This is a genomic window from Enterobacter sp. fkY84-1, from assembly GCF_052974705.1.
Genome location: NZ_CP169393.1, coordinates 3,353,628 through 3,367,136, shown reverse-complemented (window position 1 = coordinate 3,367,136; position 13,509 = coordinate 3,353,628). Strand labels below are relative to the sequence as shown.

Here is a 13,509-nt window from a genome sequence, read left to right as displayed (position 1 = left end):
CAGGCAGGAAGCCGATGAAAACGGAACAACCGTTATGGGGTAGGGGCATTATGGTCGCTCCCCAGCATTTTCAGCAACAGGTCGCGTATGCGGCCTGGTCTGCCGAGTGTATTGCCCGGCTGGGCCTCTCCTGCCCGTGGGGGGTGATAAATGCTACCTTCGAGCCGGAAGCTCTCAGGCTTGGACGTCTTCAGGCCCGTCATCTGCATGTCCGTTTTCAGGACGGTACGCTGATTGATACAGACAATGCTGATTCGCTGCCACCGGTACTGTCGCTTGAAAGCGAATCGCAGGAGGTGACGGTGGTGCTGGCACTCCCGCTACTGCGGGCGAACGGCGGCAACTGCCTGAAACCCGATGAGGTGGCCGAGCGTCCGGTGCGATATCGTCAGCGCTGGCGGGATGTACGCAATACCTTTGGGGAAGACACTCGTCAGATTGCCGTGATGCAGCCTGAACTGACGCTGCGTTTTGCCCATCAGAACAACAGCGATTATCTGACTTGTCCGGTCGCCCGCCTGCAGCAAGACTCGCAGGGTACATGGCTATTGGATGAAACATTTCTTCCTCCGCTGTTGACCCTCCAGGGCAGCCGTTGGCTGGTTACCCAACTGGAACAACTACTGACACAACTGCGGGCGCGACTGTGCCGTCTGATGGCAATGCGGCGTGAAAGCAATGAGCGCATGGCTGATTTCGCCGTGGCCGACGTGTCCCTGTTCTGGCTGCTCAACGCGCTGAACAGTGCCGAGCCCGTGCTGGGTCAGTTCCAGCGTAATCTTCAAAGCCCACCGGAACGTCTGTATCCGGAACTTTCTCGCCTTGCGGGGAGCCTGCTGACCTTTTCCCTGGAACATCAGGTGAGCGCCATACCGGCCTGGCATCACGAGCAACTCAATGCGGTATTTCCACCGCTGTTTGATTTGCTGGGCGATCTGCTTGAAGCCAGCCTGCCGTCACGCGTGGTGGCCCTGGCACTCGACTATGACCCACGGCTGCACTTCTGGCAGGCTCGCCTGCATGACCCGCGTCTGCGCGAAGGGGCTGATTACTATCTTTCTGTGCGCTCACCGATTCCGGTGGCGCAACTGCAGGAGCAGTTTCCGCGCCAGTGTAAGGTGGGCAGCCCTGACCATGTGCGCGGGATCGTCAACTCTTCCCGCGTGGGCGTGCCGCTGACGCCGCTGCGCCATGTGCCAGCCGCCATTCCACTGCGTCTGGAAAATCAGTATTTCAGTCTCGATCTCTCCCATCCTCTGGCGACTGAAATGCTCCAGAGTGGGACATGTATGTTTTACGTCCCGGGCATGCTCGGCGAGCCTGAACTTGAACTCTTTGCGGTATTGAGAACATGAGTGAACGTAAACACGGCGCTGTCGTGTCTGTTGATATTGACGCACTGCTGCAGGATACCTGGCTTCAGGTCATCAGCCTTCGCTATGGCCCGCAGTTTCAGGAAGGCGAAGGTCGGGTCTTGTGGGAACGCTGTATCGCTGATGTGGAACGCGTTCAGCGTGAACTGAAAGCGAGTGAACTCGATGAAGCCAGCTGTAAGCATATCCTCACTGCACAATGTGCATTGCTTGATGAGGCGGTCAAAGGGCGCGGTGTAGAGGATGATGCCTGTGTGCAGTGGTATGACATTCCCCTGCAGGGACACTTCCTCGGCACAATGGACGCGGGTGACACTTTGTGTGACAGGATGCGCGATGTGCTGCGTGAACCTGCACCAGATAATGCCGTACTGACCTGCTTCCAGCGGGTAATGATGCTCGGATTCCTGGGAAACTTTCGTGCGCTAAACGATCCGGAACGCCAGAAGCTGGTCAGCGCCCTCAACGAGCGCGTTACACCGTTCAGCTACCCGCAGACCCATCCCGTTCTGGCAGAGAGCCGCAGCGGACGGGGAGCGGGAGGCTGGCTGGCGTCATGGCCCGCGCGTATCGGCCTGAGCGTGATTGTTCTTGCCGCACTCTGGTGGGGACTGGATCGCTGGCTCGATCATATGCTGCTGACCCTGTTGCCGGGAGTCGTAAAATGAGTCCTGTACAACAGCGCGGGCTTGCGCTGTGGGCTGCCCTGCTGAGTGCTGTGGTCTGTCTGGCTTTTCTGCCGTTAACCCGGCTGGCTTCAGTGCTCGTTCTGCTGGCGATGATCGGGGTTATCGTCGCGTTCTGGTATATCGCCAGACCTCGTGCGGAGCTTGACGTCAACCTGCGTCTGGATGACCTTCCTGAAACTACTTACCGTCAACCTGTGGTGCTGGTTTGTGGCGATATGCCTTTGACCTGGCCGCAGCAGTCACCAGTACTGATCGTCACGCAGGGATGCTGGATCCGCGTTGAGGACCATCAGGATCTGGAGCAGGTTGCCCGTCAGATTCTGTGGCAGCGCCCGGACTGGGGGCGTCAGCTGTCGGTGATGGTCAGTGTCTGCCCGCAGAAACATGTCGACAGCGAAGCCCTCACCAGTCGCCTGCTGGCTCTGCGCTGGCAAATCAGCCAGTTGCGTAAAGAAACGGGACAGTCTGTGCCACTCATTCTGAATGGTCAGATTGGCAGCGCGATGACGGATGACATGCTCTGGCAGGCCGCTATTCCGGGTGAAGGGTGGACTGTCTGGCGTGAGTCGAATGCGCCTTGTTCGATCGCCGCGTGGGTCACCACTGGCGGTGCGCCTGTAATGCAGCAGCAGGTGCTGATGAACAGCCTGATGAGCTGGTTCCATCAGCATGTCCAGGCGGTATTCATCGATGAGAATCCTGATGTTCCGGTCATTGCACCTGCAGCGCTGCTGTGGGGAATGGGACCGATTCTTGCCGGAAGCCTTGCGTCCTCTGCCTGGACGGCATGGTTATCGCGTCATACTGCCATGCAGCAGGTAGCCGGCTGGCAACCGGTAGGGACGGACAGCACGGTGATATCACCCTTCCCGGATTTCATCCTGCCGCTGTTACCGGAAGGAAGTGGACTTACTCCCCGCGCCCGCACCTGGCGCTGTGCCCTTGGTCTTTTCACCCTGGCGGCCATCGCCGCGCTGCTCAGCAGTGGCTGGAACAATCGCCAGTTGCTGCATCGCGTGAGCTTCGATATAGCCCGTTACGACAGTCTCTCCATGGATGACTACGGCCCGAAGGCTAGCGCCGTTGCGGCCCTTCGTGAGAATGCGGCGCTGCTGGATGACTATGCACGTAACGGTGTACCGATCCGGCTGGGCCTCGGGCTTTATCAGGGGGAACGTCTGCGGATGCCCCTTCTGGAAGCGATCCGCTCGTATATGCCGCCGCCTCCTAAACCGCAGCCAACCCCAAAACCAGCACCGAAAATAGTGAGGCTCGACAGCATGTCGCTGTTCGATTCCGGCAAGTCCGTGCTGAAAGCGGGTTCCACCAGGATGCTGGTGAATTCACTGGTTGGCATCAAAGCGAAACCGGGCTGGCTGATTGTCGTGTCTGGGCATACCGATAACACCGGCAATCCGCAACTTAACCAGACGCTGTCTCTGAAACGCGCCGAAGCGGTGCGCAACTGGATGCGGGACACGGGCGACGTGCCCGAAAGCTGTTTTGCGGTGCAGGGCTATGGCGAAAGCCGTCCTGTCGCAACCAACGACACCCTGGAAGGGCGTGCGCTCAACCGCCGTGTCGAAATCAGTCTGGTACCGCAGGCGAATGCCTGTCAGATACCCGGCAAACACCCGGCGCCATCGCAGGATGATGGCGTCTCAGAAAATAAAACGGAGTAATTAACATGGCAATTCCTGTTTATCTTTGGCTGAAGGACGACGGCGGCGCGGACATCAAAGGGTCTGTTGACGTTCAGGATCGTGAAGGCAGCATCGAAGTGGTTGCACAGGAGCATAACCTGTACATCCCGACCGACAACAACACCGGCAAGCTGACTGGCACCCGCATCCACACGCCGTTCCTGTTCACGAAGGAAATCGATTCCTCCAGCCCGTACCTGTACAAGGCGGTGACCACCGGTCAGACCCTGAAATCCGCTGAGTTCAAGTGGTACAAAATCAACGACGCGGGCCAGGAAGTGGAGTACTTCAACACCAAACTGGAAAACGTGAAGGTAGTGAAGGTGAATCCTGAAATGTATGACATCAAGGATCCTTCTAAAGAGAAGCACAACCACCTTGAACGCGTTGAACTGCGTTACGAAAAAATCACCTGGACCTACAAAGACGGCAACATCATTCATTCCGATTCCTGGAACGAACGCGCCACGGCGTAATCCTGATGCGGGCAGGTTTTCCTGTCCGCAGTTTTTTGCTGAGTGCCTGAGATGCGGGCACTCAGCAAAGAAAAAACAATCTGCCTGCCTGACCTTATGCGCTTTGGTGAACAGCGAGGGGCGGTAGCGTGTCCAGGAACCGACAAAGAGAGAATCTCATGGAAAATCCAGCCATCCTGTTACGTCGTCTGAACCCTTACTGTGCCCGAGCGATGGAAGGCGCAGCTTCGCTCTGTCAGACCCGTGCCCATGCCGAAATTCTGCCGGAGCACTGGCTGCTGAAGCTGCTGGAGCAGGGGGAGGGTGACCTGACGGTGCTGGCGCGTCGCTATGAATGGGATATGGATAGCATCTGGCAGGATTTGCTTGGCTGGCTCGACAGACAACCTCGCTCCGTGCGCCATCGGCCCCAGCTCTCTGATGACATCCAGACTCTGATGCAGCAAGCCTGGCTACTTGCCTCACTTAATGGCGAAGAGCACATTCGCAGCATCCATCTGCTGATGGCCCTGGTGGAAAAACCAAAACTGGCACGTTGTGACGGCCTTTGGCCGTTGTTAACGCTTGCTCAGAGCCAGCTGGATCGCCTGCGACCGTTGCTGGATGCGCAATCGGATGAACGTCCGGAAATGCAGCGCGAAGCCGAGCTGACACAGAACCACGGTGGTGAGGTGGAGTTTGTCGGGCGTCCGGCTGGTGCGGAAATGAAAGAGGGGGAACTGAGCCCTGCGCTGCAGAACACGCTGGATAAATTCACCCTCGATGTCACCGCCAAAGCGAAGGAAGGGAAGATCGATCCGGTGTTTGGCCGTGACACAGAAATCCGTCAGATGGTGGATATCCTCTCTCGTCGCCGCAAAAACAATCCGATTCTGGTCGGCGAGCCGGGCGTGGGGAAAACCGCACTGGTTGAAGGTCTGGCATTGCGTATTGCCGAGGGTAATGTGCCTGAATCACTGAAAACGGTCACTCTGCGTACCCTTGACCTGGGCCTGCTGCAGGCCGGTGCAGGCGTGAAAGGCGAGTTCGAACAGCGGCTGAAAAACGTCATCGATGCGGTGCAGCAATCCCCGTCCCCGGTCCTGCTATTTATTGATGAAGCGCATACCATCATCGGCGCGGGCAACCAGGCGGGAGGCGCCGATGCAGCGAACCTGCTAAAACCGGCGCTGGCGCGTGGCGAACTGCGTACCATTGCGGCCACTACCTGGAGCGAGTACAAGCAGTACTTCGAACGCGACGCGGCCCTGGAGCGTCGTTTCCAGATGGTAAAAGTCGATGAGCCTGACGACGACACCGCCTGTCTGATGCTCCGTGGTTTGAAATCCCGTTACGCCGAGCACCATAACGTGCACATTACCGACGATGCGGTGCGCGCTGCTGTTACGCTTTCTCGCCGTTATCTGACGGGCCGCCAGTTGCCGGACAAGGCGGTTGATCTGCTCGACACCGCCGCAGCGCGCGTCCGGATGAGCCTCGACACGGTGCCGGAACAGCTGACCTGCATTCGCTCGCAGATTACCTCTCTTGAAATGGAGAAGCAGGCGCTGCTGGAAGATATTGCTGTCGGCAATCAGAGCCATGGTGAACGCCTGACCGTCATTGAGCAGGAAGAGAACGCTCTTATCGTTGCTCTCGACGAGCTTGAAACACAGTACGGGCAGGAACTGAAGCTCACCGAACAACTGCTGGAAAGCCGCCAGGACCTCTCCCGTCAAAGCGAGACGCGCGCGCTGCAGCAGGAACTGAACGGCATGCAGCACAGCAACCCGCTGCTCTCCCTGGATGTAGATGTACGCACCGTTGCCAACGTGATTGCTGACTGGACAGGCGTTCCGCTGTCATCGCTGATGAAAGATGAGCAGACCGAACTGCTGACCCTCGAAAATGAAATGGGTAAACGTGTCGTCGGGCAGGATGTGGCGCTCGAGGCCATCGCCCAGCGTCTGCGTGCGGCAAAAACGGGTCTCACCTCCGAGAATGGTCCGCAGGGCGTGTTTCTGCTGGTGGGACCGAGCGGGGTGGGGAAAACCGAAACCGCGCTTGCGCTGGCCGATGTCATGTACGGCGGTGAGAAGTCACTCATTACGATTAACCTCTCCGAATACCAGGAGCCGCATACGGTTTCCCAGCTGAAGGGCTCCCCTCCGGGTTACGTCGGTTATGGCCAGGGAGGGATCCTGACCGAAGCCGTGCGCAAGCGCCCGTATAGTGTGGTTTTGCTCGATGAAGTCGAAAAAGCCCACCGCGACGTGATGAACCTGTTCTATCAGGTCTTTGACCGCGGCTTTATGCGCGACGGCGAAGGACGTGAAATCGACTTCCGCAACACCGTCATTCTGATGACCTCGAATCTCGGCAGCGACCACCTGATGCAGCTGCTTGACGAACAGCCGGAGGCCAGCGAAGGCGATCTTCACGAGCTGCTGCGTCCGATACTGCGCGATCACTTCCAGCCGGCGCTGCTGGCCCGCTTCCAGACCGTGATTTACCGCCCCCTCTCGGAAGCAGCCATGCGTACCATCGTGGAAATGAAACTATCACAGGTCAGCAAGCGCCTGCATCGACACTACGGCCTGAGCACGCATATTGATGAGAGCCTGTATGACGCGCTGACCGCCGCCTGCCTGCTGCCGGACACCGGCGCGCGCAACGTCGACAGCCTGCTCAACCAGCAGATTCTGCCGGTGCTGAGTCAGCAACTGCTGACCCACATGGCCGCAAAAATGAAACCACAGTCATTACGCTTTAGCTGGAGTGAGGAAGAGGGGATCGGGCTGGAATTTGATGTGAAACAGGGAGTGGACGCATGAGTAATACTCCTCCATTAAGATACAGTCATAGCCACCACCTGCTGGCGGTGAAAGGCTGTGAGTCCGCGCTCGACGTGCTGGCGTTTGAAGGCGATGAAGCCCTGAGCACGCCGTTCCGCTACCGTATTGAATTCACCAGCAGCGACCACGCTATCGCCAGAGAGGCGATGCTGATGAAGCCCGGTTCGCTGACGCTGCAGGCCCCGGTAGACCAGGGTTACGGCATTAAAGTGCAGCAGGCCGTGCGCACCCTTCAGGGCGTGGTGACCGGTTTTGAACGCCTCAGCACGTCAAAAGATGAAACCCGCTACGCCCTGACGCTCCGGCCACGTCTGGCGCTGCTCGACCGCTCGCACCAGAACGCCATTTACCAGGACATGTCGGTTCCGCAAATCGTGGAAAAAATCCTGCGCGAGCGCCACGGTATGCGCGGTCAGGATTTTCTGTTCTCGCTGTCAAAAGAATACCCGCGCCGTGAACAGGTGATGCAGTACGGTGAGGACGACCTGCACTTTATCACCCGCCTGCTGGGTGAGGTCGGCATCTGGTTTCGCTTCACCACCGACACGCGCCTCAACATTGACGTGGTGGAGTTTTACGACAGCCAGCAGGGGTATGAAAAAGGTCTGACACTGCCGTCGGTACCGCCATCGGGCCAGCATTCAAAAGGCGTGGATTCAGTCTGGGGAATGGAATGCCATCACAACGTGGTGCAGAAGCAGGTCAGCACCCGGGACTACAACTACCGTCAGGCCACGCAGGACATGAACACCCTGGTGGATGCGACCCGCGGGGATGTCACCACGTACGGTGATGCCTATCACTGGGCGGATAACTACCTGACGCCGGGCAGCACCTATGACCGTAATCCGGCCCCGGAGTCCGGGGCGTTTTATGCCCGTCTTCGTCACGAACGCTACCTGAATGGTCAGACCCGGGCGCAGGGCATCACCAGCTGTCCGACCCTCTCACCGGGTCAGGTACTGAAAGTCACCGGCGGGTATGAAGTGGCGGACGTGTTTGCGCAGGGCGTGGTCATCACGGCGATGCACACATATGCCCGCCGTGATAAGGACTTTGCGGTTGATTTTGACGGCATCCCGGACAGCACCGATTTTGGTTTCCGCCCGGAACCTGGCTCACGCCCGGTGATGGCTGGCACCTTACCGGCCCGCGTCACCAGCACCACCGAAAATGACACCTACGGGCATATCGATAAAGACGGTCGTTACCGCGTCAACATGCTGTTTGACCGTGATAACTGGGAAACCGGGTTCGAGAGCCTGTGGGTACGCCAGTCGCGCCCGTACGCCGGCGACACCTACGGCCTGCACCTGCCGCTGCTGGCGGGCACCGAAGTGGCGATTGGCTTTGAGGACGGTAACCCGGACCGGCCGTACATTGCCGGCGTGCTGCACGACTCGGCGCACGGCGACCACGTCACCATCCGCAACTACAAACGCAACGTCCTGCGTACCCCGGCGAACAACAAAATCCGCCTCGATGACGAGCGCGGAAAAGAGCACATCAAGGTCAGCACGGAGTACGGCGGGAAGAGCCAGCTGAACCTCGGCCACCTGGTCGACAGTGAGAAACAGCAGCGCGGTGAGGGGTTTGAGCTCAGGACGGACAGCTGGGGGGCGATACGGGCGCAGAAGGGGATTTTTATCAGTGCTGACGGGCAGGCCAGGGCGCAGGGTCAGGTGCTGGAGATGCAGGCAGCGATGAGCCAGCTGGAGCAGGCGCGGTCGCTGGCTGAAGCGTTACGCAGCGCGGCAGAGGCGGCGAGGGCTGAACTGGCAGATGTGCAGACGCAGAAGGCGCTGCTGTCAGAGGCGCTGACGGATTTAAAGAAAGCGGCGCTGCTGGTCTCGGCGCCGGAAGGAATAGCGCAGGTGACAGGGAAAAGCCTGCAGCAGTCGGCGGGAGACAACATCATCAGCACCAGCGGCGGGCACACGGATTTCAGCGCACTGAAAAGATTCACCGTGGCGGCCGGGGAGCGGGTAAGTCTGTATGCGCAAAAGCTGGGCATCAAAATGTTTGCCGGCAAAGGGAAAGTGGAGATCCAGGCGCAGGGGGATGAGATGACGCTGGATGCGCTGAAGGATATCCGCATCAGCAGCAGTGAGGGAAAACTCATCATCAGCGCGAAGCAGGAAATCATTCTGACGAGCGGCGGGGGATATATCCGGATAGCAGACGGAACGGTGGAGTGTGCGGCGCCGGACAAAATCATCGAGCGCGGGGCGGTGTGGCAGAAGTTTGGTGGACAGAGTTTTAGTCAGGCGGCCCAGAAGTGGGAGAGCAGCGAATTTGAAATGGGGCCTGAAGTTCTGTGGCCCTATTCTGAGACACCCGTAGCGGGTCAGAAAATCAGCCTGACGCACAGCGATGGTACCGTGCAGGAGTTAATGACCTCGGCATCCGGCCGTGGGGAAAAGCAAAACCTGATGGACCCTGCATTGATGCAAATAAACCTGAAGGATGAGGACTAACCGATGATTGAAGCCACTGACAGCAATAGTGTCCTGCTGGGGTACGACAAGTTTGGTCATCCACTCTATAAGGTCATTGCCACGCCGAAAGAAAAGGAGCAATGGCTCAAACTTTATAAGATGCCGGACAGAGTCATCCCGGTTGTATTTTTACCGGGGGTGATGGGGAGTAATTTGATGAATCCAGATGATGGCAAACCGGTCTGGACCGTCAATGGTAATACAAGCATGTTACCCTGGATTGGAAGGGGGCCCGCGAAAAGAAAAAAATTACTGGATCCTACCAAAACCGTGGTTGATCCCAGCGGGAAAATCGAGACCGAAAGTCCGGAAGAGCGGCTGTTATTTTCATCGCGCAGGGAGAGAGGTTGGGGAGAAGTGGGGGCGATGAGCTATGGCACTTTCCTCCCCTGGCTCCAGGAAGCGCTGAACGATAACCAGATAATGTTAACAAATAAGACCAGCAAAAATGGTTGCCTGACCTTGCGTGAGAGGCTGCTGGATAAAGCATTAGGAGCCGAAACGGGTGAGAGTCCCCTTACCACTGAGGAAGTGGCTCTTAGCTATCAGTACCTTTTTCCGGTTCATGCAGTGGGCTATAACTGGCTACAGTCAAATATGGATTCTGCGCAAGCACTAGCCGATCGTATTGAAAAGATTATTGGCGATTACAAAGCTAGCGGACGCAAATGCGAAAAGGTGATCCTGGTGACCCACTCAATGGGAGGGCTGGTTGCCCGTTACTATTCGGAATTGTTGGACGGAGATTTCGGACAGAAAAATATTCTGGGTATTGTACATGGGGTGATGCCGGACCGCGGTGCCCCGATGGCCTATAAGCGTATGAAAGCGGGAGAGGCAGTGCCGGTTGGTTTAGTGATTGGCAGCAGTGGCGCTGAAATGACCCCTGTACTGGCGCAATCGCCGGGCCCTTTACAGCTCCTGCCTGGCAAAGGATACGGTATGGGCTGGTTTCACGTCGAGGGACTTCAACAGCCTTTGCCTCAGACAGACCCCTACAAAGATATCTACACTGAGCGATCGGCGTGGTGGGGGCTATGTGAGGAGCGCTTTATTAATCCGGATAACAAAAAGATGGATAAGCTCCAGTTGGAAAAAGATTGGCAATCTTATGTAGATATTATTGATGGTAAAGTCAAAATATTTATAGAGGGGCTTAATGGGCATTACCATGAACATACCTATGCCTTTTATGGAAATGATGGGAAGAATTACCCCTCTTATGCAGAACTGCACTGGAAGGACGTAAGTGGAAAACATACCCCAGAAGCTTACCGCTCTCAGGTCAGCGAACAGGGGGAAGTTTTCTACCCGGCAGACAAATTTAACCAGACCATCCGCTATGCAACACTGGAAACACCTGACCAGGGTTATGTTACCCGCAAATATGAATTATTACCTCCTGTGGAAGACGGTGACGGCACTGTACCGGTCAGAGCGGCAGTGATTAATTCTCCGAAGTTAAAGGCCCAGTTCGGTGTGGGCGTTGACCACGAGGGGGCGTACAAACCTGACAACACCATGGATGCGCGCTGGTTTACTCTTCGCTCAATTATAAAAATTGCACAGCAGGTAAAAAATACAGGGCTTGCTTACCATGAATAAGATAAAACAAAAAGCAATGATCCTGGTCGCCTTCATCGTAGCGGGATATGGGTTGTATCAGTATTTTCGCCCTTACAATCCATCACCGCAGACACTGACGTCATCAAAGCAGGTAGCCATGAACAAGATAAACGCTGAAATGAAACCTTACTGCGTCGGGCGCTATGTACTCGACTTACCATCGTCCTTCACGGCTTATAATGACTCTGCGCCGCTGGATAAAAATATCTGGGCTGCGGTGATTTCAAGACCCGAGGATACGTATAAAACCTACCTGGCGACAAAGAAAATGTACCATCCGGGTTTTAAGCAGTTAATCGCATTACGCGAAAATGCTCTGCGAGAAACTAAAACAATTGACACTCAGTATATGCCTTTTTTAAAAAAAGTCTGGTCGTTGCCGGACGGTATGGATGGTGTTATTTTTGAACGGAATGATAATGGGGGTACTGCAGATTTTATTCGAACACTGGAAGGCTATTTATATACTAATGGCGTAGTTATTAAATTTCAGAAGCAAACCATTAATGATTCGAGCTCTATATATAATGAGCAACGAAGAGGGCGCCCAGCCAGAAACTATGTCGCAAATGATATCAGCCAGATGCAGTCGCTGATGGCGAGAATTAGCGGCAGGGATAATGACGTTATTCCAACAAAACCAGGTTCCTGTATCACCCATGCGTTTATTGCCACCGACCCGACGGCAAGGGAACAGGAGGATATTAACATAGGGCTCATTAGTGCTACTTTCAACAATATACGCGTTGCGCTTTCCACTGATAATTTTACGTGTGAAGAAAACACGGTGCTGGAAAGAATGGGAGAAATAACAAGCAATATTTCCCGTTCACGGGGAGGCATAGAAAGAAAAGGGGCCTTTAGTGTTAACGGACTGCAGGCCCAGGAGTTTCTGGCAACGGGCTTGCAGGAAGACAACGATGAATCACGATATAATTTTGAAATGTATATTAATGAAATGACGGCCAGTTATAAGACTCCGAGTTTTATACTCACTCTTGATAATCAACGCATGCCGCCAACCTCCTACAGCAAGGAGGAAATTATTGCCTTCTGGGATACGATCAGCCGTAGTGTACGTGTGCGCCCCGGCGCGTTTTGACCAGCCGGAAAGGATCACGGATAAATAACAGGGAGGCTATACAATGGATAAAATAAAACGGAAAGTCATTATTTTTGCTGTTTTGTTCGCACTGGGATTCGGGGTATATCAGTATTTTCGCCCTTACAATCCATCACCGCAGACACTGACGTCATCACAGCAGGTAACCATGAACAAAATAAACGCTGAAATGAAACCTTACTGCGTCGGGCGCTATATGCTCGACCTGCCATCATCCTTTACGGCTTATAATGACGCTGCACCGCTGGATAACAATATCTGGGCGGCGGTGATTTCCCGGCCTGAGGATATGTATAAAACCTATCTGGCGACAAAGAAAATGTACCACCCAGGTTTTGTGCAGTTAATAGCATTACGTGAAAAGGCGCTACAAAACAGTAAAACCATAGACGCACAGGATATGCCGTTTTTAAAAAAAGTCTGGCCGTTACCCACTGGTATGGATGGTGTTATTTTTGAACGGAATGAAAACGGAGGTGCCGCGGACGCAATGCGGATTCTGGAAGGATATATTTATAGCAATGGTGTGGTTATCAAGTTTCAGAAGCAAACGGTCAATGATTCAGCTTCACGTTATGAAAGACAACGAAATGGCGATCCAATTCAAAATTATGTCACAAGTGATGTCAGCCAGATGCAGTCGCTGATGACAAGAATTAGCGGCAGGGATAATGACTTCATTCCGACGAAACCAGGTTCCTGTATCACCCATGCGTTTATTGCCACCGACCCGACGGCAAGGGATCAGGAGGATATTAACATAGGGCTCATCAGTAGTACTTTCAACAATATACGCGTTGCGCTTTCCACTGATAACTTTACGCGTGAAGAAAACACGATGCTGGACAGAATGGGAGAAATAACAAGCAATATTTCCCGTTCACGGGGAGGCATAGAAAGAAAAGGGGCCTTTAGTGTTAACGGGCTGCAGGCCCAGGAGTTTCTGGCAACGGGCTTGCAGGAAGACAACGATGAACCACGATATAATTTTGAAATGTATATTAATGAAATGACGGCCAGTTATAAGACTCCGGGTTTTATACTAACCCTTGATAATCAACGCATGCCGCCAACTTCCTACAGTAAGGGGGAAATTATCGCCTTCTGGGATACGATCAGCCGTAGCGTACGCGTGCGCCCCGGCGCGTTTTGAGTATATATTTTCATACAGCGAAAATTAAAATTTT

9 protein-coding genes are annotated in these 13,509 nt (G+C 55.0%); all 9 read left to right on the top strand.

Annotated elements, in window-relative coordinates; all coding sequences use genetic code 11:
• The first annotated feature begins 14 nt into the window (after nucleotides 1-14).
• Complete coding sequence (tssK, locus tag ACEPLT_RS16050) at nucleotides 15-1,355, top strand: type VI secretion system baseplate subunit TssK (protein ID WP_032652888.1); 1,341 nt, start codon at nucleotides 15-17, stop codon at nucleotides 1,353-1,355.
• Nucleotides 1,352-2,041, top strand: a complete 690-nt coding sequence (gene tssL, locus ACEPLT_RS16045; RefSeq protein WP_032675281.1) for a type VI secretion system protein TssL, short form — start codon at nucleotides 1,352-1,354, stop codon at nucleotides 2,039-2,041. The genes tssK and tssL overlap by 4 nt, the downstream gene beginning before the upstream one ends.
• Nucleotides 2,038-3,744, top strand: coding sequence for an OmpA family protein (locus ACEPLT_RS16040; protein ID WP_232929053.1), 1,707 nt, complete (start codon nucleotides 2,038-2,040; stop codon nucleotides 3,742-3,744). The genes tssL and ACEPLT_RS16040 overlap by 4 nt, the downstream gene beginning before the upstream one ends.
• A 5-nt stretch (nucleotides 3,745-3,749) precedes the next feature.
• A complete protein-coding gene (gene hcp / locus ACEPLT_RS16035) occupies nucleotides 3,750-4,241 on the top strand; it encodes a type VI secretion system effector Hcp (protein ID WP_023325816.1) in 492 nt (163 codons plus the stop codon).
• Nucleotides 4,242-4,399: 158 nt separating this feature from the next.
• Complete coding sequence (gene tssH, locus ACEPLT_RS16030; RefSeq protein ID WP_232929055.1) at nucleotides 4,400-7,054, top strand: type VI secretion system ATPase TssH; 2,655 nt, start codon at nucleotides 4,400-4,402, stop codon at nucleotides 7,052-7,054.
• On the top strand, nucleotides 7,051-9,552 hold the full coding sequence (locus ACEPLT_RS16025) for a type VI secretion system Vgr family protein (RefSeq protein WP_232929057.1): 2,502 nt from the start codon (nucleotides 7,051-7,053) through the stop codon (nucleotides 9,550-9,552). The genes tssH and ACEPLT_RS16025 overlap by 4 nt, the downstream gene beginning before the upstream one ends.
• A 3-nt stretch (nucleotides 9,553-9,555) precedes the next feature.
• Nucleotides 9,556-11,178 carry a lipase family alpha/beta hydrolase gene (locus ACEPLT_RS16020; RefSeq protein WP_032652879.1) on the top strand — a complete coding sequence of 541 codons (1,623 nt, stop codon included), beginning with the start codon at nucleotides 9,556-9,558 and terminating at the stop codon, nucleotides 11,176-11,178.
• Nucleotides 11,171-12,301 carry a T6SS immunity protein Tli4 family protein gene (locus ACEPLT_RS16015; protein WP_159427015.1) on the top strand — a complete coding sequence of 377 codons (1,131 nt, stop codon included), beginning with the start codon at nucleotides 11,171-11,173 and terminating at the stop codon, nucleotides 12,299-12,301. Before ACEPLT_RS16020 ends, ACEPLT_RS16015 begins: the two co-directional genes overlap by 8 nt.
• A 43-nt stretch (nucleotides 12,302-12,344) precedes the next feature.
• Nucleotides 12,345-13,475, top strand: a complete 1,131-nt coding sequence (locus ACEPLT_RS16010; RefSeq protein WP_032675275.1) for a T6SS immunity protein Tli4 family protein — start codon at nucleotides 12,345-12,347, stop codon at nucleotides 13,473-13,475.
• Nucleotides 13,476-13,509: the final 34 nt, after the last annotated feature.

Coding starts and splice junctions, on each gene's coding strand:
- tssK (WP_032652888.1), top strand. CDS start 15: ATGAAAACGGAACAACCGTTATGGGGTAGGGGCATTATGGTCGCTCCC.
- tssL (WP_032675281.1), top strand. CDS start 1,352: ATGAGTGAACGTAAACACGGCGCTGTCGTGTCTGTTGATATTGACGCA.
- ACEPLT_RS16040 (WP_232929053.1), top strand. CDS start 2,038: ATGAGTCCTGTACAACAGCGCGGGCTTGCGCTGTGGGCTGCCCTGCTG.
- hcp (WP_023325816.1), top strand. CDS start 3,750: ATGGCAATTCCTGTTTATCTTTGGCTGAAGGACGACGGCGGCGCGGAC.
- tssH (WP_232929055.1), top strand. CDS start 4,400: ATGGAAAATCCAGCCATCCTGTTACGTCGTCTGAACCCTTACTGTGCC.
- ACEPLT_RS16025 (WP_232929057.1), top strand. CDS start 7,051: ATGAGTAATACTCCTCCATTAAGATACAGTCATAGCCACCACCTGCTG.
- ACEPLT_RS16020 (WP_032652879.1), top strand. CDS start 9,556: ATGATTGAAGCCACTGACAGCAATAGTGTCCTGCTGGGGTACGACAAG.
- ACEPLT_RS16015 (WP_159427015.1), top strand. CDS start 11,171: ATGAATAAGATAAAACAAAAAGCAATGATCCTGGTCGCCTTCATCGTA.
- ACEPLT_RS16010 (WP_032675275.1), top strand. CDS start 12,345: ATGGATAAAATAAAACGGAAAGTCATTATTTTTGCTGTTTTGTTCGCA.